Below are 22,279 nucleotides of genomic sequence, written 5' to 3'. Positions count from 1 at the left end.
CTTCCACCGGCGCGAACTCCTCGACGAACAGGCAGGGGCGGAGCGCGCTTCGGCCCCGCCCCGCCCGGATCAGTGGTGGATCAGGAACGGATCAGGGAACAGCCGCCTTCGGACACCGGGCGGAAGGCTTCCTCGGCCGGGGTGGTTTGCAGCAGCTTGTAGTAGTCCCAGGGCGCCTTGCTCTCGGCCGGTGCCTTCACCTCGAACAGGTAGGCCGGGTGCAGCTTGCGGCCATCGGCGCGGATGCTGCCAGCGCCGAAGCAGTCGTCGTCCGTGGGCATCGCCTTCATGCGCGCCACCGCCTCGGTGCCCGAGGCCTTGGCCGCCGCGGCGCCCATGTCGGCCGCCGCCTTCAGGTAGTGCAGCACGGAGGCGTAGCAGCCGGCATGCGACATCGCCGGCATGTTGCCGCCGAGGCTACCCTTCACCCGGTTGGTGAAGGCGCGGGTGCGGTCGTTGAGGTCCCAGTAGAAGCTTTCCGTGCAGACCAGCCCCTGCGCGGTCTGCAGGCCCAGGCCATGGACGTCGTTGATGAACATCAGCAGCACCGCCAGCTTGGCGCGGCGGGTGATGCCGAACTCGGCCGCCTGCTTCACCGCGTTGATGGTGTCGGTGCCGGCATTGGCCAGCCCCACCACCTTGGCGCGGCTCTGCTGCGCCTGCAACAGGAAGGAGGAGAAGTCGGTGCTCTGAAGCGGGTGCTTGCTGGTGCCCAGCACGCGTCCCCCCGCGGCCTGCACGAAGGCGGTGGTGTTGCGCTCCAGGTCGGCGCCGAAGGCATAGTCCGCGGTGATGAAGTACCAGGTGTCGCCACCGGTCTTCACCATGGCGCCGCCGGTGGACTTGGCCAGCATATAGGTGTCGTAGGTCCAGTGCACCGTGTTGGGCGAGCACTGGGAACCCGTCAGGTCGGTGGTGCCGCCGGTGGAGTTGAAGTAGGCCTTGTTCTTCTCGCGCGTGATGCCGGCCACGGCCAGCGCCACGGCGCTGTTGGGCACGTCCACGATGGCGTCCACGCCGTCGCGGTCATACCATTGGCGGGCGATGTTGGAGCCCACGTCGGGCTTGTTCTGGTGGTCGCCGAAGACGACCTCGACGTTGACGCCCTTGGCGGCGATGCCGCTGTCCTGGATGGCCTGCCGCACGCAGGCCACGGCGGTGGGGCCGGACACGTCGCGGTATACGCCGGACATGTCGTTCAGCACGCCGATCTTCAGCGTGGTCGCCCCCTGCGCCCGCGCCCCGCGCGCAGGGATGACGGAGGGCAGGCCCGCGAGGGCCGGCAGGGCAGCGGCGCCGAGCAGCGTGCGACGGTTGAGCGACATGGTTCCGTTCTCCCTGGTTTCTGTCAGACGCCGAGATAGGCGTGCAGCCGGTCGGTGCTGCCGGCGAGCTCGTCGCGGCCCAGCGTGTCCACCACGCGGCCGTGTTCCATCACGTAGTGCCGGTCCGCCACGGTCTGGGCGAAGCGGAAGTTCTGCTCCACCAGCAGCACGGTGAAGCCGCGTTTCTTGATCTCGCGGATCGTGGCGCCGATCTGCTGCACGATCACGGGGGCCAGCCCTTCCGTCGGCTCGTCCAGCAGCAGCAGCGGCGCGCCGGTGCGCAGGATGCGCGCGATGGCCAGCATCTGCTGCTCGCCGCCCGACAGCTTGGTGCCCGGGCTGTTGGCGCGTTCCTTCAGGTTGGGGAACAGCGCGTGGATGGTGGCGATGTCCAGCCCGCCGGGCCGCACGATCGGCGGCAGGCGCAGGTTCTCGGTCACGTCGAGGCTGGCGAAGATGCCGCGCTCCTCGGGGCAATAGGCGATGCCGGCGCGGCCGATCTCGTCGGGGCGGGAGCGGATCGTTTCCTTGCCCTCGAAGCGCACCGAGCCGGTGCGGCGGCCGACCAGCCCCATGATCGCGCGCAGCGTGGAGGTCTTGCCCGCGCCATTGCGGCCCAGCAGCGTCACCACCTCGCCGGGGCGGATGTCCAGCGACACGCCGTGCAGCACGTGGCTTTCGCCGTACCAGGCCTGCAGGTCCTGCACCTGCAGCATCGGCGCGGTGCTCCCCGCCGCGGCCGGGGATGGCGCGGTCATCGCCTCAGCCATGCGCGGTGCCCCCGGCGATGGTGGGATCGCTGCCGAGATAGGCGGCCACGACCTCGGGGTTGCGGGACACCTCGGCATAGGGGCCCTCGGCCAGGATGCGGCCGCGGGTCAGCACGGTGATGCGGTCGCACAGGCCTTCCACCACCTTGAGGTTGTGTTCCACCATCAGCACCGTTCGCCCCTGCGCCACGCGCTTCACCAGGGCGACGATGCGGTCCACATCCTCGTGCGTCATGCCGGCGGTCGGCTCGTCCAGCAGCATCACCGCCGGGTCCAGCGCCAGGGTGGTGGCGATTTCCAGCGCCCGCTTGCGGCCATAGGAGAGCGAGCCGGCGGTGGCAGAAGCGGCGCCCCCCAGCCCGACCTCCTCCAGCAGTTCCCGGGCACGGGCGTCGAACTGCGTCAGCACGGATTCGCTGCGCCAGAAGTCGAAGGACCCGCCGCGCTGCCGCTGCAGCGCCAGGCGCACGTTTTCCAGCACGCTGAGATGCGGGAACACCGCGGAGATCTGGAAGGACCGCACCAGCCCGAGCCGCGCGACCTCGGCCGGCTTCATCCGCGTGATGTCGCGGCCGTCGTAGCGGATGGACCCGCGCGAGGGTTGCAGGAACTTGGTCAGCAGGTTGAAGCAGGTGGTCTTGCCGGCGCCATTGGGGCCGATCAGACCGTGGATGCTGCCGCGGGCCACCCGCAGGTTGACGTCGGACACCGCGGCAAAGCCGAGGAATTCCTTGGTCAGGCCTTCGGTCTCCAGGACGTATTCCTGCGGCACTCCGCTCTCGCTCCCCCGACGCGCGCTTGGCGGCGCGATGGGTGCGACGTTGCCCGCAGGAGGCGGAAATCGCAAGCAGCAGGAAAGAAGATGATGGGGGAGGAAGGATGGTCGGAGCGGCGGGATTTGAACCCACGACCCCTTGTCCCCCAGACAAGTGCGCTACCAGGCTGCGCTACGCTCCGAACATGGGCCGTCTAGCACCCGCGCGCCGCGGCCTCAACCCTCGCCGGCACCGCCGAGGGATCGCAATCGCGCGGCGATGGCTTCCAGCTCCTCCAGGCATTCCCCCAACAGCGCGTCCCGGCCACCGGCGGGCAGCCCGCCCTCCCCTGCCGGATCGGCCGCTTCGTCGCCACCGCCATCGCGCAGCAGCCGTTGCACGCCCTTGATCGTGTAGCCCTGGGTGTAGAGCAGGTCGCCGATGCGCCGCAGCAGGGCGATGTCGTCGGGCCGGTAATAGCGCCGCCCGCCGCCGCGCTTGAGCGGCTTGAGCTGCGGGAACTTGGATTCCCAGAAGCGCAGCACGTGCTGCGGGATGTGCAGGTCCTCCGCCACCTCGCTGATGGTGCGGAAGGCGGTGGGGGCCTTGCGCGGTCGCGACGCGGCGTCGTCGGCGATGTCGGAGGGCATCAATCCTCGTCCTGCGCGTCGCCGCCGGCAGGCGGGGCGTCGCCGTTGATACGGGCCTTCAGCACCTGGCTGGCGCGGAAGCTCAGGACCCGGCGCGGGGAGATCGGCACCTCCAACCCGGTTTTCGGATTGCGGCCGACGCGCTGGGCCTTCTGGCGGACGCTGAAGGTGCCGAAGGCGCTCAGCTTCACCGCCTCGCCAGCCTGCAGGCTGGCCGAGATGCGCTCCAGCACGCCTTCCAGCAGGGCCGCGCTCTCGTTGCGGGACAATCCGACCTGGGCGTAGATCGCATCCGCGAGCTGCGCGCGCGTGACGGTGTTCATGTCAGCAGCGACTCCCGTTCAACCCCACGGGCGGGCCCGTTCGGCCGCAGTGAAAGCGGCTGGTTCCGCCGGCGTCAATCGCGCGTTGCGCCGGGGCCACGCTCGGGCCGGAAGGGTGGCAACCCTGCCACGCTCCCCCCGGCGATCCGCCGGAATGGAGCCTTCGGAGAAAACGGCCGGGCGCCGGAAGGGCCCGAGATGGAGCGGGTGAGAGCTGCGAATCCGGGCGGCAGCACCGCCCCGGCAATGCGTCAGAAGCGCGCCAGCGCCGCGCCCCAGGTCAGGCCGCCGCCGATGGCTTCCATCAGCACGAGGTCACCGGTGCCGATGCGGCCATCCGACACCGCTTCGTGCAGCGCCAGCGGGATGGAGGCGGCGGAGGTGTTGGCATGGCGGTCCACCGTGACCACCACCCGCTCCGGCGGCAGGCCGAGCTTGCGGCCCATCGCCTCGATGATGCGCAGATTGGCCTGGTGCGGCACCAGCCACTGCACCTCCGACCGATCGAGCCCATTGGCGGTCAGCGCCTGGTCCACCACGGAAGCCAGCTTGGACACGGCGTGGCGGAACACTTCCCGCCCGGCCATGCGCAGCACGCCCGGGCCGCCGGTGGAACCGGCCCCGCCCTCGACCTGCAGGATGTCGGTGTGGCGGCCATCGGCATGCAGGTGCCAGGACAGCAGGCCGCGGCCGTCGTCGCGGCCGGGAGCGCTCTCATGCGCGCGCAGAACCACGGCGCCGGCACCGTCGCCGAACAGCACGCAGGTGCCGCGGTCGGTCCAGTCCACGATGCGCGAATAGATCTCGGTGCCGATCACCAGGGCGCAGCGGACATGGCCGCCCTTCATCAGCGATTCGGCCATGCCCAGGGCGTAGACGAAGCCGGCGCAGGCGGCGGACAGGTCGAAGGCCGGCCCGCCCGGCACGCCCAGCGCCGCCTGGATGCGCGCCGCGGTGGAGGGAAAGGCGCTGTCGGGCGTGGCGGTGGCCACGATCACCGCGTCCACCTCGGCGGCCGCGATGCCGGCCCGGCGCAGGGCTTCCCGCGCCGCGGCCGCGCCCATCGAAGACGCCGTCTCGCCGGGGGCGGCGAGGTGGCGCTGGCGGATGCCCGTGCGCTCGCGGATCCACTCGTCGGAGGTGTCGAGATTATAGGCTGCGGCCAGGGCCTCGTTGTCGAGAACCCGCTCGGGCAGATAGGCACCGGTGCCGGCGATCAGGGCGCGCATGGAAAACCTCAGTGTGCCGCCGTGACGGGCGGACCATCGGGCAGCGTCGCGGCGGCGCGGCGGGCGCGCAGCAGGTCGACGCTCTCGCGGATGCGGTCGTTGAAGCCGTGCGTCACCATGTCCATCGCCACGTCAACCGCGTGTGCGAAGCCGATCGCGTCGGTGCCGCCATGGCTCTTCACCACCACGCCGTTCAGCCCCACCAGCACGGCGCCGTTGTAGCGGCGCGGGTCCATGAACTCGCGCAGCCGGTCCAGCGCCGGGCGCGCCAGCACGTAGCCGAGGCGCGCGGGCACGGAGGAGGTGAAGACCTCCTTCAGCAGGTCGCGCATCAGCTTCATGGCGCCCTCGCCGGTCTTGAGCGCGATGTTGCCGGTGAAGCCGTCGGTGATCACCACGTCCACCGTGCCGCGGGTGATGTCGTGGCCTTCCACGAAGCCGTGGAACTGCGGTGCCAGATGGCTGTCGCGCAGCACCTCCGCCGCTTGGCGGACGCGTTCGTCGCCCTTCAGTTCCTCGGAACCGACATTCATCAGCCCGATGGTGGGCGCGGGCAGGCCCAGCACGGCGCGGGCGAAGGCGTCGCCCATCACCGCGAATTCCACCAGGTTGCGCGTGTCGCACTGCACGTTGGCACCCAGATCGAGCAGCACCACGTCGCCGCGCGCCGAAGGGCCGAGCGCCGCCAGCGCCGGCCGGTCGATCTCCGGCAGGGTCTTCAGCACGATCTTGGCCAGCGCCATCAGCGCGCCGGTGTTGCCCGCCGACACCACCCCCGCCGCCTCGCCGGACGCGACCGCGTCGATGGCGAGCCGCATGGATGAGCCGCGCAGCCGCAGCGCCGCGGTGGGCTTCATGTCCCCCGGCACGGCCTCGGCCGCGTGGCGGATGGAGCAGGCCTTGGCGGCACGCGTCCGCCGGGCCAGCAGCCCGGACAATTGCGCCTCGTCGCCGACCAACAGGAAGCGGGCCTCGGGGTGCCGCTCGGCCGCGAGCTCCAGCCCGTCCAGCACGGCGGCAGGCGCGTGGTCCCCCCCCATCGCGTCCACCGCGAGGGAGAAGCTGCGCGCTGAACCCGCTAGGGCTGCGGTCGGCACGGGCGGGCTCCCGCGGGGTTCAGGTGCGAACCGCGGCCTTCAGGGCGTCACCGGCCTGCACGACCTCACGGCCATCGTAGTGGCCGCAGGAGGAGCAGACGTGGTGCGGGCGCTTCAGCTCGCCGCAATTGGCGCACTCGTTGTACGCCTGGGCGGTCAGCGCCTCGTGGCTGCGGCGCATGCCGCGGCGGGAGGGCGAAACTTTCTTCTTAGGGACGGCCATGTCGCCGGGCCTTTCTCAGGTGATCGCAGGTCATCAGGGAGGAAGCCGGGGCCATTACCACCCCCCCCCGGGGGTGACAAGCGCGCTGCGCGCCGGGCGGACCGGCCCGGGCCGGGCGGCTGCATCACGTCCCCGGGCGGTTCGGCCCGGCGCGGCGCGGATCGGCGGCCGTTCCAGGGTGCCGGACGGGGTCAGCCGTCGCGGCGCAGCTTGGCCAGGCCTTCGAAGGGGTTCCGCTCCGGGTCGCCCACGCCATCAGGGTCCAGGGCGACACCGGGGCAGCGGGGATAAGGGTCCAGCGCCAGGGACAGCTGCTGGGTCACGGCCTCGCCGAGGTCCAGCACGCCGTTTGGCGCGTCCACCGGTTCCGGCCCTTCCAGCGCGTCGTCGGGAAGTTCCTCCTCCTCGCTCTCGGGATCGGGCGGCGGGGCGACGATCCAGTCCACCGCCTCCTCGATCTCCTGCGGCACGGGCTCCAGCGTCACCACGCAGGCCTGCACCACGGAGGCGCGCAGGCGGCCGGTGACGCGCACGGTGTCCTGGGTGGTGGGCCGCAGGTACAGCTCCGCCTCCAGCCGGTCGAGGCCGAGCAGGTCCAGGCGCTTGGCCACCGCCTGCCGCTCGGCCGCATCGGCCACCACGGTTTCGCGGCGGCCGCCGAGCGGAACGGCGGAGAGCGGAATGGGACGCGACAGTTCCGGGGTCATGCCGGCGCGCTTTCCGGCCAGACCGCCCGGCCCGCCGCCAGCTCGTCGATCCCCTGGGTGGCCAGGGCGGCCGCCGCCGCGCGGACATGCCGCGCCAGCGCCGCCGGGGCACCGGCCGGGGCCTGGCCGCCCCAAACGTTGCGGTCCAGCGCCGCTTCCACCCCGGCGCCGTCGGCGGCGTTCAGGGCGGCTTCCAGGGCGCGGGCGCGGCCGTGGAAGCCTTCCCACAGCACCTTGACCCGCTTGCCCACCGTGTTGTCGCCCACGCCCATCTCGCGCAGGTTGACGTCCATGTCGGCGAACATGGCGTCGAACACCGCCTGGGCCAGCACGGGGCCGCGCGGGTCGGGGTCGGTGTGCAGGCGGCGCACCAGCAACGAGGCGTGCAGCACGATCATCTCGAACCGCCCGGTCAGGGTGTCGGGCACGCCCACGCCGCCGAACAGTTCGGGGGAGCGCGCGGCCGCGACGCAGCCGGTGTAGAGTTCGAAGCCCTGGCGCTCGAAGGGCTTGCGCCTGAGCAGGCCGAACAGGCCCATGGTTCAGTGTGACCTTCCGGAACAAACCTCGCCCGTTGACCGGGCGCAGGGGCGGTGGCAATCCGCCGGGGAGATGGCCCGCGCCCCCTTCCCCGTCAATCGCGCTCCGCACCGGAGCAACCCCCAGGCACCCGGCCCCGGCGGCCAGGTCCCGTGCGCGACGGCGACCGCGCGAGGGGCGACCGGCGCCACGCAGGTCGTGGCGGCGGTGCTGGGGCTGCTGGCCCTGGGCGCCTGCTCCATCTTCGAGGCACCGCCGGAACTGCGGGGCAACCGGGTGGACCCCGACCAGGTGAAGCAGATCACGCCGGGGGTGCAGACGCGCCAGGACGTGACCGCCCTGCTGGGCACGCCCAGCGCCACCGGCACCTTCGACCAGGACCACTGGTACTACATCAGCGCCACCTCCCGCACGCGGCCGGGCCGGGTGCCGGGGGTGGAGAACCAGCGCGTGGTGGCCATCGCCTTCGACCAGGCCGGGGTGGTGCGCGAAGTGCGCGAGCTGGGCGAGAACGACGCCCGCAACATCCCCGTGGTGGAGCGGCAAACGCCGGTGCCGGGCACCGACCGCACGCTGCTGCAGGCGCTGTTCGGCAATATCGGCCGCTTCAACGGCGCGGGCGCGGCGTCCGGCCCCGAAGGGCCGGGCGGCGGGCCGGGCCGCTAAGGGGCCGCTGGGGCAGCGGTTCGCCTTACTTCCTTACGCCCTTACTTCCTTACCGCGGCCCGTCCAGGCGGGGCCGCTTTCGGAAAATAATCCTACAACTTCAAGGGGCTGGCGGTCAAGCTCCGCCTGGGCCGTGGCAGATTCCGGGCTTTCTGTCATTTCGGGCGTTTTCTGCCACTTCCGGCCATTCCTGCCATGCGCCGGCCGGGCCGCGACGCGGTGTGGCGGCCTGTCAGCCCGCCGCGGTGTTCCGGCCGACAAGGGTGGCGTCCGCCGGCGCCCGGCAACAGAACAGGCGCCGCGCGCCGCACCGGCTGGTGACCTCCTCGGGCAGGGTGCTGGGCCTTACAGGTGGCTCCATCCCGCGCGGTCCAGGGAGATGATCGCGCCGGCGGCGTCCAGCAGACGGGCCCCGGGCGGGCCGGGGTGGAAGCGGCCGATGCGGGTGACGGGCGTGTCGCTGCGGCGCGCGGCGGCGGCCACGGCATCGGCATTCCCCGGGGCGGCGGCGAAGAGCAGCTCGTAATCGTCGCCGCCGGCGCAGAGTCGCGGCAGCCAGGACGGGTCCGCCGCCACCGCCGCCGCGGCGGGCAGGGAGAGCGGGACGCGCGCGGCCTCGATCACCGCGGCGCAATCCCCGGCGCGGCAGAGGTGGCCGAGGTCCTGCACCAGCCCGTCCGACACGTCCATCGCGGCGCGCGCGATCCCGCGCAGCGCCTGTCCCAGGGCCAGCCGCGGTTCCGGCAGACGGTAGCGGCGCGCGAGATGCCCATCCCCGTCGGCCGGCCAGCGCCCCTGCAGCACGGCGAGGCCGAGCGCGCCGTCGCCGATGGTGCCGGACACCCAGAGATCGTCGCCCGGCCGTGCCCCCGCGCGGCGCAGCGCGGCGCCCGGCGGCACCTGGCCGAGGATGGTCAGGGAATAACAGGCGGGGCCGTCGGTGGTGACGGTGTCGCCGCCCAGGACCTGCAGGCCGAAGCGACCCTGGTCCTCCGCCAGCCCGGCGGCGAAACCGGCCACGGTGCTGTCGGGCGTGCCGCGGGGAAAGGCGGTGGTGAGGAGGTAGCCCAGCGGCGCCGCGCCCATCGCCGCGAGGTCCGACAGGTTGGTGCGCAGCAGCTTGCGCGACACGGTGTCGGGCGGGTCGTCGGGCAGGAAATGCACGCCCTCGACGATCGCGTCCGCCGCCAGCACCAGGGTCTGGCCGGGCGGCGGGTCCAGCAGGGCGGCGTCGTCGAGCAGGTCCAGCCCGCCCGGCCCGGCGAGGGGCCGGAAATGCCGGGCGATCAGCCCGAATTCGGGCGGCAGGGACACGGCGGAGGGGCGTCAGCCGCCGGGGGCGGCGAATTCCTCGGCGCGCAGCTGGCGCGCCAGGCTGTCCAGCACGCCGTTGGCGAAGCGCGGCTCGGCCTCGTCGAAGAAGCCGTGCGCCACGTCCATGTATTCGTTGATCACCACCTTGGCCGGCGGCTCCTTGCCGCCCCACAGCTCGGCCGCGGCGGCGCGCAGCAGGGCGCGCAGCACGGGGTCCAGGCGGTCCATGGTCCAGTTGCCGGACAGGTTGCCGGCCACGATCGGGTCCAGGGTTTCGGCGTTCTGGGCGACCTGGCGGACGATGTTGACGAAGAGCGGCACGTCCGCCTGCGGCACGCGGCCTTCCTCGAAGCCCCCCTGCCCCGGCAATTCGCCCAGCCGGTGGCGGACGAATTGCTGGATCACGGCCTCCGGTGCCTCGGCCGCCAGTTCCGACTGGAACAGCGCCTGCACGGCCGCGACGCGCGCGCCCAGGCGCGGCCGGCCGGCCGCCGGGCGGCGCATCGGCTTGTTGGCGCCGCTCATGCCGCGACCTCCCATTTGCGGGCGAGGGCCACCTGGCCCAGCAGCGCGTGCGCCGCTTCCGCCCCCTTGTTGTGCCGGTCGGGGCGCGAACGCTCCACGGCCTGCTGCATGGTGGCCACCGTCAGCAGGCCGAAGCCGATCGGCGCCCCGGTTTCCGCCGAGATGTCCATGATGCCCTGGCAGATCGCCTGGCAGATGAACTGGTAATGGTCGGTCTCGCCCTTCACCACGCAGCCCAGGATGAGGAAGCCGTCATAGCCGCCGCGCCGCAGCGCCATGCGCAGCGCCGCCGGCAGTTCGAAGCCGCCCGCCACATCCACCACGTCCAGCGTGGCGCCGGCCGCGTCCAGCACGGCCTGCGCGCCCTCACGCATCCCCGTCACGACCGCCTCGTAATAAGGCGACTGGATCAGCAGCAGCTTCGGCGCGGGTCCGTCGAGGCGAACCGCGCTGCGTTCGGGGGCGTCCTGGGTGCTCATCGTGGCATCTCGATCGGCCTCGTGCTCACCACAGTCAAGCCGTAGCCTTCCAAACCGACGATGGGTCGCGGATGATTGCTCAGCAGCACCATCTCCCGCACCCCGAGGTCGGAGAGGATCTGCGCGCCGATGCCGTAGTCGCGCAGTTCCGGGGACATCTTTTCCCGCCCGGCGCGGACGCGCTCGCTCAGCGCGGTGGGCTTCACGTCGCGCAACAGCACCACCACGCCGCTGCCCTCGGCGCCGATCTGCGCCATGGCCGCGTGCAGCTCGTCGGCCGAGCCGGGCATCACCATGTCGGAAAGCAGGTTGACCTGGTGCATCCGCACCGGCACCGGGCCGCTGCTGGCGGGATCGCCCTTCACCAGCGCGATGTGCTCGGCGTATTCCAGGGTGTTGGCGTAGATCATCACGCGCCAGGGGCCGCCGGGCACGTTCTCCAGCACGCTTTCCTCCACCCGCTTCACCAGCCGCTCCGTGCGGCGGCGATAGCCGATCAGGTCGGCGATGGTGCCGAGCTTGAGCCCGTGGTGCTGCGCGAAGGCCACGAGGTCCGGCATGCGGGCCATGGTGCCGTCGTCGTTCATGATCTCGCAGATCACGCCCGAGGGGTTCAGCCCGGCAAGGCGCGCGAAGTCCACCGCCGCTTCCGTGTGGCCGGCGCGCACCAGCGTGCCGCCGCCGCGGGCGACCAGGGGGAAGACATGGCCGGGGGTGACGATGCTGTCGCGCCCGGCCTCGGGGTTGATGGCCACGGCCACGGTGCGGGCGCGGTCGGCGGCGGAGATGCCCGTGGTGACACCCTCGCGCGCCTCGATGGACACGGTGAAGGCGGTCTGGTGGCGGGTGCCGTTGCTCTGCGCCATCAGCGGCAGGCCGAGGGTTTCCACCCGCTGGCGGGTCATGGCGAGGCAGATCAGGCCGCGGGCGTGGCGGGCCATGAAGTTGATGGCCTCGGGCGTGGCGAACTGCGCGGGGATCACGAGGTCGCCCTCGTTCTCGCGGTCCTCGTCGTCCACCAGGATGAACATGCGGCCGGAGCGGGCCTCGTCCAGCAACTCCTCCGTGGGGCTCAGGAACTCGGCGAAGGAGGTGCGTTCGGGCGCGGCAAAGGACGCGTCGTGGCGGGCGGTGAGGCTCATCGGCTGTTGCCCTCCCGGGCGGTTCCTGCGGCTTCGGCCAGGCGCGCGACGTAGCGGGCCAGCATGTCGATCTCGAGGTTCACGCGGTCCCCCGGCCCCATCGCGCCGAAGGTGGTGGCGGCATGGGTGTGCGGGATCAGGTTGACGCCGAAAACCTCGTCCCCGCCGTCGCGCCCCACCTCGTTCACCGTCAGCGACACGCCGTTCAGGGTGACGGAGCCCTTGGGGGCGATGAAGCGGGCCAGTTCCGGGGGCGCGCGGAAGCGCCAGCGGGTGGAGCCGTTCTCGGGGGTCACGGAAAGGACCTCCGCCTGCCCGTCCACGTGGCCGGACACGACGTGGCCGCCCAGTTCGTCGCCCATGCGCAGGGCGCGTTCCAGGTTGATGCGGGTGCCCGCCCGCCAGCCGCCCAGGGTGGTATGGGCCAGGGTCTCGGCCGAGGCTTCCACCTCGAAGGCTTCCGGCTCCAGCGCCACGGCGGTCAGGCAGCAGCCGGCACAGGCGATGGAGGCGCCGAGCTGCGCCCCTTCCAGCCAGCCCGGGGGCGTGCTGATCCGCAGGCGCATGTCGCGGCCCCCGCCCAGCGGGGAGACGGCGGCGACCTCGCCGAGGGCGGTGATGATTCCGGTGAACATCAGGGGCGCTCGAACTCGCTCATCAGGTCGGGGCCGCAGGGGGTCACGGCCACCCGGCGGAACTTGGGCATGGCAGCCAGCAGTTCCACCGGCAAGGGCTGCGCGGCAGGCAAACCGTCGCCGCCCATCACCGCCGGGGCGTGGAACCAGCACAGCCGGTCCACCAGCCCGGCCCGCAGCAGGGCGGCGGCGATGCCCGCGCCGCCTTCGGCCAGGAGGCGGGTGATGCCCTCGGCCGAGAGCGCGCGCAGCAGTTCCGCCGGGTCCAGCCCGCCACCGGGGGCTTCCGCGACGGGGAGGATGCGGGCGCCGGCGGCCACCAGCGGGGTCAGGGCGGCCTCGGGGTGGCCGGGGCGGGTGGCCAGCAGCACGGCGCCGTGGGTGTCCGCCGGGCCGGCGAAGAGGCGGGCCGTGGGCGGCGTGCGCAGCCGGGCATCGGCCACCACGCGCAGATTGGGGCGGGGCGAGAAGCCCGGCAGGCGGCAGGTGAGCTCCGGGTCGTCGGCCAGCACCGTGCCGCTGCCGGCCAGCACCGCGTCATGGGTGCCGCGCAGCGCGTGGGCGAGGCGGCGGGCCTCGGGGCCGGTGATCCACTGGCTTTCGCCCGTGCGGGTGGCGATGCGGCCGTCCAGGGTGGTGGCGAGCTTGAGGGTGACCAGCGGCCGGCGTTCCCGCTGGCGCAGGATGAAGCCCGCCACCAGCCGCGCCGCGTCTTCCGCCAGCAGCCCTTCCTCCACCGCGATGCCGGCGGCGGCGAGGCGGCCCAGCCCGCCGCCGTCCACCCGCGGGTCGGGGTCGCGCAGCGCCACCACCACGCGCGCCACGCCGGCGGCGATCAGCGCATCCGTGCAGGGGGGCGTGCGGCCCCAGTGGCAGCAGGGTTCCAGGGTGACATAGGCGGTGGCGCCGCGGGCCGCTTCCCCGGCGCGGGCCAGAGCCTGGGTTTCGGCATGCGGGCGGCCGCCGGGGGCGGTCCAGCCGCGGCCGACCACGCGGCCATCGCGCACCAGCACGCAGCCCACATTGGGGTTGGGCCAGGTGTTGCCCAGGCCGCGCGCCGCCAGCGCCAGGGCGGCGCGCATATGCGCCTCGTCGTCGGTCCTGGTGAACATGAAGGGCGGGCGGTTTGGCAGCCCGCTCAGCGGTTGTCCAGCGAGCCCAGGAACTCCTGGAAATCCTTCGCCTCGCCGAAATTCTCGTAGACGCTGGCGAAGCGGACATAGGCGACCTGATCCAGGTCGCGCAGCCGCTCCATCACCATGCGGCCGATGGTGCGGGTGGTCACCTCGCTCTCGCCGTCGCTTTCCAGGCGGCGCTGCAGGCCGGACACGATGCGCTCGACCTGGCTGTCGTCCACCGGGCGCTTGCGCAGCGCCACGCGGATGGAGCGCGCCAGCTTGTCGCGGTCGAAGGGGACGCGGCGGCCGTCGGTCTTGAGCACGGTCAGGTCGCGCAGCTGCACCCGCTCGAAGGTGGTGAAGCGGTCGCCGCAGCCGTTGCAGAAGCGGCGGCGGCGGATGGAGGAGCCGTCATCGGCCGGGCGGCTGTCCTTGACCTGCGTGTCCTCGTTTCCGCAGAAGGGGCAGCGCACCGGTTCGGGCTTCTCAGCGTTCGTAGATCGGGAAGCGGTGGCACAGGTCCAGGACCCGCGCCTTGGCCGCTTCCTCGGCGGCGGTGTTGCCGTCCGGGGCGTTGGCGCGGCCCAGCCCGTCCAGCACCTGCCCGATCAGCCCGCCAATCTCGCGGAACTCCGCCTCCCCGAAGCCGCGGGTGGTACCGGCGGGGGAGCCGAGGCGGATGCCGGAGGTCACCATCGGCTTCTCGGGGTCGAAGGGGATGGCGTTCTTGTTGCAGGTCAGGTGGGCGCGGTTCAGGGAACCTTCCGCCGCCTTGCCCGTGACCTTCTTGGGGCGCAGGTCCACCAGCATCAGGTGGCTGTCCGTGCCACCGGTGGAGATCTCCAGGCCCTGTTCCACCAGGGAGGCCGCGAGCGCCCGGGCGTTGCTGACGACCTGGCGGGCGTAGGTGCGGAACTCGGGGCGCAGCGCCTCGCCGAAGGCCACGGCCTTGGCGGCGATCACGTGCATCAGCGGGCCGCCCTGCAGGCCGGGAAACACCGCGGAGTTGAACTTCTTGGCCAGGGCTTCGTCGTTCGTGAGGATCATGCCGCCACGGGGCCCGCGCAGGGTCTTGTGCGTGGTGGTGGTAACGACGTGAGCGTGCGGCATCGGGCTGTCATAGGCGCCGCCCGCCACCAGCCCGGCATAGTGCGCCATGTCCACCATCAGGATGGCGCCGACCTCGTCGGCCACGCGGCGGAAGCGGGCGAAGTCGATCTGGCGGGAATAGGCGGAGCCGCCGGCGATGATCAGCTTGGGCCGGTGCTCGCGCGCCTGGGCCTCCATCTGCTCGTAGTCCAGGAGCCCGTCCTCGCGGCGCACGCCGTAGGAGACGGGGCGGAACCACTTGCCCGACAGGTTGGCGGGCGAGCCGTGCGTCAGGTGGCCACCGCCGGCCAGGTCCATGCCCAGGAAGGTGTCGCCGGGCTGCAGCAGGGCCAGGAACACCGCCTGGTTGGCCTGGGCGCCGCTGTGCGGCTGCACGTTGGCGAAGCCGCAGCCGAAGAGCTGCTTGGCGCGCTCGATGGCCAGGGTCTCGGCCACGTCCACCACCTCGCAGCCGCCGTAGTAGCGGCGGCCGGGATAGCCCTCGGCGTATTTGTTGGTCAGCACCGAGCCCTGGGCTTCCAGCACGGCGCGGGACACGATGTTCTCCGACGCGATCAGCTCGATCCCGTCCTGCTGCCGCAGCAGTTCGCGGCCGAGGGCGTCGGCCAGTTCCGGGTCGGCATCCGCCAGCGGGGCCGAGAAGAAGCGGTGGAGGGAGCCGCCCTGGGTCTGCTCGTTCATGGCGCGTCGGTCCGGTTGGGCGAGAGCTTGGCGACGCGGCGCTCGTGCCGTCCGCCCTCGTAGGGGGTGGAGAGAAAGGCGTGCAGCGCGTCGATCGCCACTTCCGGCCCGGTCAGCCGGGCGCCGAGGGCGAGCACGTTGGCGTCGTTGTGCGCCCGCGTCAGCCGGGCGCCGGTGCTGTCGGCCACCACGGCGCAGCGGATGCCGGAATGCCGGTTGGCGGCGATGGAGATGCCGATGCCCGTGCCGCAGACCAGCACGCCGAAGCGGGCGCGGCCGTCCAGCACCCGTTCGGCCACGCGGTTGGCGAAATCGGGGTAGTCCACGCTCTCGGGCCCGTGGGTGCCGCAGTCCTCGGTGGGGTGGCCGAGTTCGGTCAGGACCCGCAGCAGCGTGGCCTTCAGCTCCACGCCCGCGTGGTCGCTGCCGATCGCGATGGGGGTTTCGGAGGCGGTCATGCCCCGTGACTACCACGGCCGGTGGTCGGGCGGAACAATGACCACCAGCCCTCGTTGCGCGCAGCCCGGCCCGCGGGGTTGCGCGGGGCGAATGGCGGGGCGTGGCCCCGCGTGCCAGCGTTTCCGGCGGGACGGCGATCAGCCGGCGGTGCCGCGGGGCCGGTGCCGGGTCGGGGATTCCGCGAGGTCAGGGCCGAACCGGCGGTGCCGCGCGATCAGCGCGTGATCGGCGCTGCCGCAGGATCAGCACGCCCGCAGCGCTGCCACGGGGTCAGCGCGCCCGGGGCGGTTCCGCGGCCCAGGTCGCCAGGAAGGTCGGCACCCGCACCAGCGCGTCGGCCCGCGCCGCGGCGTCGGTGCCCATGCGCGCCGTGCCGCCGCCGTCCGCGGTGGTGGACAGGCCGGACAGGCTGCGCACCGGCATGTCCGGCTGATCGAAGCCGTGCTGCGCGCCGGGATAGGACACCACCGTCACCCCCGGCCCGGCGCGCTCGGCCAGGACGCGGCAGGGGGCGGCGGGGGTCCAGTTGTCGGCCTCGCCCAGCAGCATCAGCACGGGGGCGACGGGGCGGAAATCCGGCACCGGCCGTCCGGGCCGGACGCAGCCGGGGTAGAGCGCCACCGCCGCCCGCACCAGGCCCGGCGGCACCGGCATGTTGGTGGCGGACAGCGCGGTGCTGCCGCCATGCGACCAGCCCAGCAGCACCGCCCCGCCGGGACGGGCCCAGTTCTGCCGGTTGGCCCAGGCGGCGGCGGCCAGGGCGTCGTCGCGGCGGGTGGCCTCGGGGGTGATGCCGTTCTCGGGGGCGGCGCAGACCTCGGTCATGCCGCGGCTACCGAAGCTGTCGGGAAACAGCACGGGATGGCCGAGGGCCGACAGGCGGCGGGCCCAGTCGGCCTCGCGGGCCGGGAGCCGCGGGGGCGTGGCCGGCCCGCCCAGCCCGCCGCAGCCATGCAGGGCGACCACGGGGATGCCGGGGCGGCTGCCTTCCGGCAGCACCAGCAGGGCGCGCAGGGTGGCGCCGGCGGGGCCGGGAAAGCGCACCAGCTCCTGCGCCGGCGCGGCGCGCGGCAGCAGGGCGACGCCAAGCGCCAGCAGGGCCGGGCGCCAGAGCGGCACCAGCCGGTCTGGCAGGCGGCGGGCCAGGGACGGGACGCGGGATCGGGTGGCCGGCATGCCGCGGCAACGGTGCCCGGCTGGGCCGGGTTTCCCCGATCGTCGCGGCCAGCCCTGGCCCACGTTTCCCGGACCGTGGCGGCCTACCCCTGGTCCGCGTTTCCCGGATCGTGGTGGCCGTCCCTGGCCTGCGGCGTCTGTCCCCTGCCCCGCGCCGGCCGGTTCTGGCCCGCGGCGGCCGACGCTGGCCGCCGTTGGGGGGTGTTGCGGACCTGACCGGCGGTCGAGGATGAGGCCAAACCGTCGCGTCGGGCGGCATTGGTCGATTGCCCGTTACGTTGACGGACAAGGGGGCGGAAGGTCGGCCGGCTCGGTATCGAGGGGATAGTCCGCGAAGAACACGGGAAAGCCGGAAGGCTCGTCGCGTTCCGCCCGCCCGAGGATCTCCGTGAGCCATCCGGCATAGGCCCAGTCACGCCCGGAACCTTCTCGCGCAATGACCGGAAAGCGGTCCAGGAACATAACACCCAGTTCCCGGGCGGACCGACCGGGTGCGTCGGGCCACCCGAAGTAGCGGTCACGGGAACCCGTGGAGTAGTGCGCGATCTCGTCCACGGCGCGAGAAGCATCGATGCGGAGGCCGTCGCGCGTCATGTTGCTGGCGTGGGTGATGGAACAGCGCCAATGCGCGCCGCTCGGTGCCATGCCCGAGCTGAAGCGGATGCGCTGATAGCCCGCCTTGTGAAGTTCGTGGACCATCGTGAGGAGCCGCGTCGCGCAACGGCGGCCGGGGTCCGACGAGGGGGACAGCGATATCGATTGGTGGCTCATCGGCTGTTCTACCATCATGGGGCCCAGGGTCGGAGAAGGGTCGGACCCGGCGCTTCGGCCGGACCGCGATCCCCGCCCTGCACGATCTCCGGCCGCGTCCGCAACATCCTCCGACGGCACGCCGGCTTTCCCCTGCGCGGGCCGGTTCTGCCCCGCGCTGGCCGCGTTCCAGCCCGGCGCTTAAGCTGCGTGCGCCGATGCCGCCGCGGAGGGAGAACCGCCCCCGATGACCGAAGCTTCCCCGTGCCACGGCCGGGATGCCGGGGCGCCGCATGGGTGCCGGTGGTCCGGTCCCGCCGGCATCGGGCCGTCGCGCCCACCCTTGCCCGTCGTGCCGGGCCGGATTTCCTCGCTGGTCGGGGCCGGGCATGGCGGCGATACCCGCGCCACGCCGCCGCCGCGGCCGGACGCCCTCGCCTGAAAGGTTCGCCTCGCCTTGATCACCCCGAGCTTTCCCGCCGCCCGCCCCCGCCGCAACCGGCGCGACAGCTGGACCCGCCGGCTGGTCGCCGAGAACCGGCTCTCGGTAGATGACCTGATCTGGCCGATCTTTATCCGCGAGGGTTCCGGCGCGCCGGAGGAGGTCGCCTCCATGCCCGAACAGTTTCGCGTCGGGCTGGACGCGCTGGCCGACCATGTCGGGCCGGCGGCGGAGCTGGGCATCCCCGCCATCGCACTGTTTCCCGCCACGCCGCCGCACCGCAAGGACGCCGAGGGCACGGAAGCCGCCAACCCCGAGAACCTGATGTGCCGCGCGGCGCGGCAGCTCAAGCGCGACTTCCCCGATCTCGGGCTGATCGGCGACGTGGCGCTCGACCCCTACACCGACCATGGGCATGACGGCGTGATCCGCGACGGTTACGTCGCCAATGACGAGACGCTGGAGGTGCTGGCGCGGCAGGCGGTGGTGCAGGCCGAGGCCGGGATCGACGTGATCGCGCCCTCCGACATGATGGACGGGCGGGTGGCGGCGATCCGCGCGGCGCTGGACGCACGGGGCCTGCAGGGCACGCGGATCATGTCCTACGCGGCGAAGTACGCTTCCGCCTTCTACGGGCCGTTCCGCGACGCGCTGGGGTCCGGCGGCGCGCTGAAAGGCGACAAGAAGACCTACCAGATGGACCCGGCCAATTCCGACGAGGCGCTGCGCGAGGTGGCGATGGACCTCGCGGAAGGGGCCGACATGGTGATGGTGAAGCCGGGGATGCCCTACCTGGACATCGTGCAGCGGGTGAAGAGCCGCTTCGCCGTGCCGACCTTCGCCTACCAGGTCAGCGGCGAGTACGCGATGCTGATGGCCGCGATCCGCAACGGCTGGCTGGACCGCGAGCGCGGCATCCCGGAAGTGCTGATGAGCTTCAAGCGCGCCGGCTGCGATGGCGTGCTGACCTATTTCGCGGTGGAGGCGGCAAGGCGGTTGCGCGCCGGTTGAGGAAGGGAAGGTCGGGGGAGTGAACTCCCCCGAGCCCCCTCCTTTTTTCGGGAACAGAAGGCACGCCCTTGTCCGCCGGCGCGGCCCGGACGCGGACCGGATGGACTCGCAGCGAGGATCCACACGATACTGGATCGATATGACCCTGCGGGTTGGGGGTGCAGATGACGAAGACCATCGAAACATCGCCGCCACGGTCGCGCGCATGGCGGAAGATTCTGATGATCTTCGGGGTTCTCGCCGTCCTCGCCTCCGCCGCGGTCTTCACGGTGTTCGCGTTCACCGGCGAAGCGGTGAAGGGCGCGGAGAGCTTCCTCCAGACCAATGCGGTGCAAGGCCCGGATGCCGCCTGGAGGCAAGCCTCCCGCGGTTTCCAGGCCGCCACCACGGCCGAGGGATGGGCAGCGCTGTCCAGGTCGCAGGGGCTGGCCGGCTATGCCGGGGCTTCCTGGAACCGGCGCTCCGTTTCCGGTCACGAAGCCACGCTCAGTGGAACGATCAGCCTTGCCGATGGCGGGCGTGTGCCGGCCGAAGTGAGGCTGATCGAAGATGCCTCTGGCTGGAAGGTCCACAGCTTCGTTTTCGGCACCGCCGGGGCAAGCGCCGGGCTGGGCAGCCCGACAGAGATGATTGCGGGCGAGAGGATCGCGAACGTTTGCCGCGAGATCCTCGCCCAGCAGAGCAATTTTCAGCTCGACGGTGCCACGTGCCCGTCGATTGCCGCAACGAAGGGCGCGGTTGCGGAATGCACCGCCACCCGAGGGACGGCGAGCGGGCCGATGCGCGTCACGATACAGGCGATCGACGTGGATGGTGACATCAATATCGGTTGCGTCGCCAACCTTGGGGCACCGGCGCAGTAGGACCGGCTGGCGCCTGAACGCGGGTGGATCACCGGGTAAGGCCGAACAGGGTTGATGTTAAGCGGAGTAGCGGGGAGGCAAGCCGAGGGGGGAGACCTCCCCCCGGCTCGCCTTTCCTCAGTTCCGCGGCTGGCCGGCGCGGATGATGCGGCGGCCGCGCGGTGCCGGCGGCGCCGGGCCGTTGGACACCGGCGACAGGAACACCGCCCGCAGTTCCGCGGCCAGGAAGGTCTGGGCTTCCTTGGCCTTGCTCAGCACCGCATCGGCGCCGAAGAACTCATGCGTCACGCCGGGGAAGACGCGGCGCGCGGTGGGCACGCCGGCGGCCCGCAGCTTTTCCTCCAGCCGGGCGCCGTCATCCGCCAGCGGGTCGATCTCGGCATTGACGATGACCGTGCGGGGCAGGCCGCGCAGGTCGGCCCGGCCGTAGACGTCCAGCCGCGGGTCCTGCAGGTCGGTGCCGCCATTGGTGTAGTTGCGCACGAACCATTCGATCATCGGCCGGTTCAGCGGCTTGGCGTTGGCATAGGTCACGTAGGAAGGGGTGGTCAGGTCGGTGCCCGCCACCGGGTAGACCAGACCCAGCGCCACCGGCATCGGCGCGTTGTTCACCTTGGTGGTGATGGCCGTGGCGATGGCCAGGTTGCCGCCCGCGCTCTCGCCGACGATGGCGACCTTGTTGGGCATGGCGCCCAGCGTCGCCGCGTTCTGCACCGCCCAGACATAGGTGGCGTAGGCGTCGTCATGCGCGGCGGGGAACTTGCTTTCCGGCCCGCGGCGGTAGTTCACGGACAGCACCACCGCGTTGGAATCCGCGGCGAGGGCACGGCAGGAGGTGTCGTAAACGTCGAGGTCCGCGATCACCCAGCCCCCGCCGTGGAAATACACGATCAGCGGCAGCGGCGCCTGGTTCGGCATCGCCGGCACCTGGGCGGGGCTGTAGACGCGCGCGTTCAGCGGGCCGCCGGGGCCGGGGATCGTCAGGTCGCGCACCAGGGGCAGCTCGCGCGGCGCGGTGGGCTTGCCCTGCTGGCGGGCCAGCCGCACGGCGGCGTCGGCCAGGGTGGGCTGGCGCCGGGCTTCGGCGGCGGTCAGCGTCTCGATGGGCCGGGGGTTGAGGGCGGCGAGGCTTTCCAGCAGCGCCCGCATTTCCGGGTCGGCACGGCCGCTGGGATCGGCGGGCCCCATCGAGGGCGTGGCGCAGGCCGAGAGCAGGGCAGGCGTGGCGAGACCCATCAGCAGGGCGGAGCGGCGGGAAAGCGGCGTCATGAAACGTCCTTCGCGTGTATTGCGGCCCGAAACGGGGCCGGCCGGTCAACGCCCGGCAGCCGCAATGGTTCACGGGTTGGAACCCGTCGTTTCTCCGCGTCCGGGCGCGGCACGGGAAAGCCGCGCTCCGTCCCGTGCCGCGGGCCGGAGCGCCACATCCCGTGCCGGGCTTTCCCCCGCCTCATGCCCGGAAGTTGCGCCGCCCGACCATGGTCCAGAATGCGGCACCCGGCCCCTGCGTCATGTAGCGGAACAGCACCGACGGGGTGGTGTGCTTGGCATCCAGCCGCGGAAAGGCCGCATCGTTCTCGCGCAGGCAGAGCTGATAGGCCAGCACGCAGAGTTCCGAACAGATGACGTTCTTCGGCTTCATGTCGGGGCGTCCGGCGTATTTGTGCAGGCGCCCTTGCGCCCCCGTGCCGAAGTGGCTCGACCCCATCAGGTTGCCAACCACCCGCGCGGTGACGCCGAGGCCGATCGCGCCGCCGGAATAGCCCACTTCCTTTTTCGGCTTCGGCTGGCCGCGCCGGAACTCCCCTTTCGGGGCCCAGCCCTCGGCGAGCTTGGCGGCGTTGTAGGCGATGTGCCAGTCGACGAAGCGGAACACGATGGCGGGCTGGCTGTCGCTGAACATCGAGACCTTGCGCACCCCATCCGGGTCCACGGAGTCGATCTTGAACGTCTTGTCCGTGGAAGCGATGTTGGTGTGGCCGATATACTTGCCGCTGGCGATGTGGAAGAAAACGTCGCCGGGCCTGGAGTTGTCCAGGTTGTATGCCGGCAGCGCGGGTTGCCGCATGGCGTCCAGGGCGCTGGCACCCGCTTCCCTCTGGCGGTACAGATCGGCGCCGCTCGCGGCCGAGGAGGCCGAGGTCACCGAGCCCACGGCGGAAATGCCGCTGGTCATCAATCCGTTGAACATGCTCTGTTTCCCTGCCGGCCGCATCGCCGGTCGTTGGTTCGCGCCGCGGCACCTTTTGCCGTTGGCGGGGCGACGCTTCCGGCTGCCGTTTCCTTCGG

Annotated in this window: 25 protein-coding genes, 1 tRNA gene and 1 pseudogene; 3 read left to right on the top strand and 24 right to left on the bottom strand. The window is 72.2% G+C overall.

The window, feature by feature from the left end; genetic code table 11:
• Nucleotides 1–80: 80 nt before the first annotated feature.
• The 11 genes and pseudogenes from ACLIBK_RS10475 to ACLIBK_RS10425 form a co-directional block, all read right to left on the bottom strand.
• On the bottom strand, nt 81–1,325 hold the full coding sequence (locus ACLIBK_RS10475) for an ABC transporter substrate-binding protein (protein ID WP_415387196.1): 1,245 nt from the start codon (nt 1,323–1,325) through the stop codon (nt 81–83).
• A 23-nt stretch (nt 1,326–1,348) separates the two neighbouring features.
• Entirely contained in the window at nt 1,349–2,095 is a 747-nt protein-coding gene (locus tag ACLIBK_RS10470; protein ID WP_415387195.1) for an ABC transporter ATP-binding protein, read from the bottom strand.
• Nucleotides 2,088–2,867, bottom strand: coding sequence for an ABC transporter ATP-binding protein (locus ACLIBK_RS10465; RefSeq protein WP_415387194.1), 780 nt, complete (start codon nt 2,865–2,867; stop codon nt 2,088–2,090). Before ACLIBK_RS10465 ends, ACLIBK_RS10470 begins: the two co-directional genes overlap by 8 nt.
• Before the next feature lie 108 nt (nt 2,868–2,975).
• Nucleotides 2,976–3,052: transfer RNA gene (locus ACLIBK_RS10460), tRNA-Pro, on the bottom strand.
• Between the two features lie 142 nt (nt 3,053–3,194).
• Nucleotides 3,195–3,500 (bottom strand): annotated as a pseudogene (locus ACLIBK_RS10455) (MerR family transcriptional regulator); the annotation flags it as partial.
• Nucleotides 3,500–3,823 carry an integration host factor subunit alpha gene (locus ACLIBK_RS10450; protein WP_415387193.1) on the bottom strand — a complete coding sequence of 108 codons (324 nt, stop codon included), beginning with the start codon at nt 3,821–3,823 and terminating at the stop codon, nt 3,500–3,502. The pseudogene ACLIBK_RS10455 and the gene ACLIBK_RS10450, both read right to left, overlap by 1 nt.
• 251 nt (nt 3,824–4,074) lie before the next feature.
• Nucleotides 4,075–5,052, bottom strand: coding sequence for a beta-ketoacyl-ACP synthase III (locus ACLIBK_RS10445; RefSeq protein WP_415387192.1), 978 nt, complete (start codon nt 5,050–5,052; stop codon nt 4,075–4,077).
• 8 nt (nt 5,053–5,060) lie between these two features.
• On the bottom strand, nt 5,061–6,092 hold the full coding sequence (gene plsX / locus ACLIBK_RS10440) for a phosphate acyltransferase PlsX (protein WP_415387244.1): 1,032 nt from the start codon (nt 6,090–6,092) through the stop codon (nt 5,061–5,063).
• A gap of 76 nt (nt 6,093–6,168) precedes the next feature.
• The gene (gene rpmF / locus ACLIBK_RS10435) at nt 6,169–6,372 is read right to left on the bottom strand and encodes a 50S ribosomal protein L32 (RefSeq protein WP_415387191.1); all 204 of its coding nucleotides are present in this window, start codon (nt 6,370–6,372) and stop codon (nt 6,169–6,171) included.
• Between the two features lie 191 nt (nt 6,373–6,563).
• Nucleotides 6,564–7,079 carry a YceD family protein gene (locus ACLIBK_RS10430; RefSeq protein WP_415387190.1) on the bottom strand — a complete coding sequence of 172 codons (516 nt, stop codon included), beginning with the start codon at nt 7,077–7,079 and terminating at the stop codon, nt 6,564–6,566.
• A complete protein-coding gene (locus tag ACLIBK_RS10425) occupies nt 7,076–7,618 on the bottom strand; it encodes a ubiquinol-cytochrome C chaperone family protein (protein ID WP_415387189.1) in 543 nt (180 codons plus the stop codon). Before ACLIBK_RS10425 ends, ACLIBK_RS10430 begins: the two co-directional genes overlap by 4 nt.
• A 199-nt stretch (nt 7,619–7,817) precedes the next feature.
• On the opposite strand from ACLIBK_RS10425, the gene ACLIBK_RS10420 reads away from it, so the two are divergent.
• Nucleotides 7,818–8,285 (top strand): outer membrane protein assembly factor BamE, encoded by a 468-nt coding sequence (locus ACLIBK_RS10420; protein ID WP_415387188.1) that lies wholly within the window; start codon nt 7,818–7,820, stop codon nt 8,283–8,285.
• A 345-nt stretch (nt 8,286–8,630) separates the two neighbouring features.
• On the opposite strand, the gene thiL is transcribed toward ACLIBK_RS10420, so the two are convergent.
• The 11 genes from thiL to ACLIBK_RS10365 form a co-directional block, all read right to left on the bottom strand.
• On the bottom strand, nt 8,631–9,599 hold the full coding sequence (gene thiL, locus ACLIBK_RS10415) for a thiamine-phosphate kinase (protein ID WP_415387187.1): 969 nt from the start codon (nt 9,597–9,599) through the stop codon (nt 8,631–8,633).
• 12 nt (nt 9,600–9,611) lie between these two features.
• Nucleotides 9,612–10,124, bottom strand: coding sequence for a transcription antitermination factor NusB (gene nusB, locus ACLIBK_RS10410; protein WP_415387186.1), 513 nt, complete (start codon nt 10,122–10,124; stop codon nt 9,612–9,614).
• Nucleotides 10,121–10,603: a 6,7-dimethyl-8-ribityllumazine synthase gene (gene ribH, locus ACLIBK_RS10405; protein WP_415387185.1), complete on the bottom strand. Its 483-nt coding sequence runs from the start codon at nt 10,601–10,603 to the stop codon at nt 10,121–10,123. Before ribH ends, nusB begins: the two co-directional genes overlap by 4 nt.
• Complete coding sequence (gene ribB / locus ACLIBK_RS10400; protein ID WP_415387184.1) at nt 10,600–11,745, bottom strand: 3,4-dihydroxy-2-butanone-4-phosphate synthase; 1,146 nt, start codon at nt 11,743–11,745, stop codon at nt 10,600–10,602. Before ribB ends, ribH begins: the two co-directional genes overlap by 4 nt.
• A complete protein-coding gene (locus ACLIBK_RS10395) occupies nt 11,742–12,380 on the bottom strand; it encodes a riboflavin synthase (RefSeq protein ID WP_415387183.1) in 639 nt (212 codons plus the stop codon). Before ACLIBK_RS10395 ends, ribB begins: the two co-directional genes overlap by 4 nt.
• Nucleotides 12,380–13,492, bottom strand: coding sequence for a bifunctional diaminohydroxyphosphoribosylaminopyrimidine deaminase/5-amino-6-(5-phosphoribosylamino)uracil reductase RibD (ribD, locus tag ACLIBK_RS10390; protein ID WP_415387182.1), 1,113 nt, complete (start codon nt 13,490–13,492; stop codon nt 12,380–12,382). Before ribD ends, ACLIBK_RS10395 begins: the two co-directional genes overlap by 1 nt.
• A gap of 26 nt (nt 13,493–13,518) precedes the next feature.
• On the bottom strand, nt 13,519–13,971 hold the full coding sequence (gene nrdR / locus ACLIBK_RS10385; protein WP_415387181.1) for a transcriptional regulator NrdR: 453 nt from the start codon (nt 13,969–13,971) through the stop codon (nt 13,519–13,521).
• 13 nt (nt 13,972–13,984) lie between these two features.
• A complete protein-coding gene (gene glyA / locus ACLIBK_RS10380; RefSeq protein WP_415387180.1) occupies nt 13,985–15,289 on the bottom strand; it encodes a serine hydroxymethyltransferase in 1,305 nt (434 codons plus the stop codon).
• Nucleotides 15,286–15,747: a ribose 5-phosphate isomerase B gene (gene rpiB / locus ACLIBK_RS10375; RefSeq protein WP_415387179.1), complete on the bottom strand. Its 462-nt coding sequence runs from the start codon at nt 15,745–15,747 to the stop codon at nt 15,286–15,288. Before rpiB ends, glyA begins: the two co-directional genes overlap by 4 nt.
• A gap of 271 nt (nt 15,748–16,018) precedes the next feature.
• Nucleotides 16,019–16,924 (bottom strand): dienelactone hydrolase family protein, encoded by a 906-nt coding sequence (locus ACLIBK_RS10370; protein WP_415387178.1) that lies wholly within the window; start codon nt 16,922–16,924, stop codon nt 16,019–16,021.
• A gap of 273 nt (nt 16,925–17,197) precedes the next feature.
• Nucleotides 17,198–17,695: a hypothetical protein gene (locus ACLIBK_RS10365; RefSeq protein WP_415387177.1), complete on the bottom strand. Its 498-nt coding sequence runs from the start codon at nt 17,693–17,695 to the stop codon at nt 17,198–17,200.
• A 436-nt stretch (nt 17,696–18,131) separates the two neighbouring features.
• Here ACLIBK_RS10365 and hemB point away from each other — a divergent pair, with 436 nt between their 5' ends.
• Together hemB and ACLIBK_RS10355 are read left to right on the top strand one after the other, a co-directional pair.
• Complete coding sequence (gene hemB / locus ACLIBK_RS10360) at nt 18,132–19,127, top strand: porphobilinogen synthase (protein ID WP_415387176.1); 996 nt, start codon at nt 18,132–18,134, stop codon at nt 19,125–19,127.
• 164 nt (nt 19,128–19,291) lie between these two features.
• Nucleotides 19,292–19,990 (top strand): hypothetical protein, encoded by a 699-nt coding sequence (locus ACLIBK_RS10355; protein WP_415387175.1) that lies wholly within the window; start codon nt 19,292–19,294, stop codon nt 19,988–19,990.
• A 117-nt stretch (nt 19,991–20,107) separates the two neighbouring features.
• Here ACLIBK_RS10355 and ACLIBK_RS10350 read toward each other — a convergent pair whose 3' ends face one another.
• Together ACLIBK_RS10350 and ACLIBK_RS10345 are read right to left on the bottom strand one after the other, a co-directional pair.
• Complete coding sequence (locus ACLIBK_RS10350; protein WP_415387174.1) at nt 20,108–21,259, bottom strand: alpha/beta hydrolase; 1,152 nt, start codon at nt 21,257–21,259, stop codon at nt 20,108–20,110.
• 181 nt (nt 21,260–21,440) lie between these two features.
• Nucleotides 21,441–22,166, bottom strand: coding sequence for a hypothetical protein (locus tag ACLIBK_RS10345; RefSeq protein WP_415387173.1), 726 nt, complete (start codon nt 22,164–22,166; stop codon nt 21,441–21,443).
• Between the last annotated feature and the right edge of the window lie 113 nt (nt 22,167–22,279).

The organism is Roseomonas sp. BN140053 (genome assembly GCF_047690175.1).
Taxonomy (GTDB): domain Bacteria; phylum Pseudomonadota; class Alphaproteobacteria; order Acetobacterales; family Acetobacteraceae; genus Roseomonas.
This window is presented reverse-complemented; position numbering and strand designations above follow the sequence as displayed.

What these genes read in the sequence shown, in the direction of transcription:
- ribH (WP_415387185.1), bottom strand. Translation starts at nt 10,603, where the DNA reads ATGAGCACCCAGGACGCCCCCGAACGCAGCGCGGTTCGCCTCGACGGA.
- ACLIBK_RS10370 (WP_415387178.1), bottom strand. Translation starts at nt 16,924, where the DNA reads ATGCCGGCCACCCGATCCCGCGTCCCGTCCCTGGCCCGCCGCCTGCCA.
- glyA (WP_415387180.1), bottom strand. Translation starts at nt 15,289, where the DNA reads ATGAACGAGCAGACCCAGGGCGGCTCCCTCCACCGCTTCTTCTCGGCC.
- ACLIBK_RS10475 (WP_415387196.1), bottom strand. Translation starts at nt 1,325, where the DNA reads ATGTCGCTCAACCGTCGCACGCTGCTCGGCGCCGCTGCCCTGCCGGCC.
- ACLIBK_RS10445 (WP_415387192.1), bottom strand. Translation starts at nt 5,052, where the DNA reads ATGCGCGCCCTGATCGCCGGCACCGGTGCCTATCTGCCCGAGCGGGTT.
- ACLIBK_RS10450 (WP_415387193.1), bottom strand. Translation starts at nt 3,823, where the DNA reads ATGAACACCGTCACGCGCGCGCAGCTCGCGGATGCGATCTACGCCCAG.
- ACLIBK_RS10345 (WP_415387173.1), bottom strand. Translation starts at nt 22,166, where the DNA reads ATGACCAGCGGCATTTCCGCCGTGGGCTCGGTGACCTCGGCCTCCTCG.
- rpiB (WP_415387179.1), bottom strand. Translation starts at nt 15,747, where the DNA reads ATGACCGCCTCCGAAACCCCCATCGCGATCGGCAGCGACCACGCGGGC.
- ACLIBK_RS10425 (WP_415387189.1), bottom strand. Translation starts at nt 7,618, where the DNA reads ATGGGCCTGTTCGGCCTGCTCAGGCGCAAGCCCTTCGAGCGCCAGGGC.
- plsX (WP_415387244.1), bottom strand. Translation starts at nt 6,092, where the DNA reads ATGGGGGGGGACCACGCGCCTGCCGCCGTGCTGGACGGGCTGGAGCTC.
- ribD (WP_415387182.1), bottom strand. Translation starts at nt 13,492, where the DNA reads ATGTTCACCAGGACCGACGACGAGGCGCATATGCGCGCCGCCCTGGCG.
- nusB (WP_415387186.1), bottom strand. Translation starts at nt 10,124, where the DNA reads ATGAGCGGCGCCAACAAGCCGATGCGCCGCCCGGCGGCCGGCCGGCCG.
- rpmF (WP_415387191.1), bottom strand. Translation starts at nt 6,372, where the DNA reads ATGGCCGTCCCTAAGAAGAAAGTTTCGCCCTCCCGCCGCGGCATGCGC.
- ACLIBK_RS10350 (WP_415387174.1), bottom strand. Translation starts at nt 21,259, where the DNA reads ATGACGCCGCTTTCCCGCCGCTCCGCCCTGCTGATGGGTCTCGCCACG.
- ACLIBK_RS10365 (WP_415387177.1), bottom strand. Translation starts at nt 17,695, where the DNA reads ATGAGCCACCAATCGATATCGCTGTCCCCCTCGTCGGACCCCGGCCGC.
- ACLIBK_RS10355 (WP_415387175.1), top strand. Translation starts at nt 19,292, where the DNA reads ATGACGAAGACCATCGAAACATCGCCGCCACGGTCGCGCGCATGGCGG.
- ribB (WP_415387184.1), bottom strand. Translation starts at nt 11,745, where the DNA reads ATGAGCCTCACCGCCCGCCACGACGCGTCCTTTGCCGCGCCCGAACGC.
- ACLIBK_RS10395 (WP_415387183.1), bottom strand. Translation starts at nt 12,380, where the DNA reads ATGTTCACCGGAATCATCACCGCCCTCGGCGAGGTCGCCGCCGTCTCC.
- ACLIBK_RS10430 (WP_415387190.1), bottom strand. Translation starts at nt 7,079, where the DNA reads ATGACCCCGGAACTGTCGCGTCCCATTCCGCTCTCCGCCGTTCCGCTC.
- ACLIBK_RS10470 (WP_415387195.1), bottom strand. Translation starts at nt 2,095, where the DNA reads ATGGCTGAGGCGATGACCGCGCCATCCCCGGCCGCGGCGGGGAGCACC.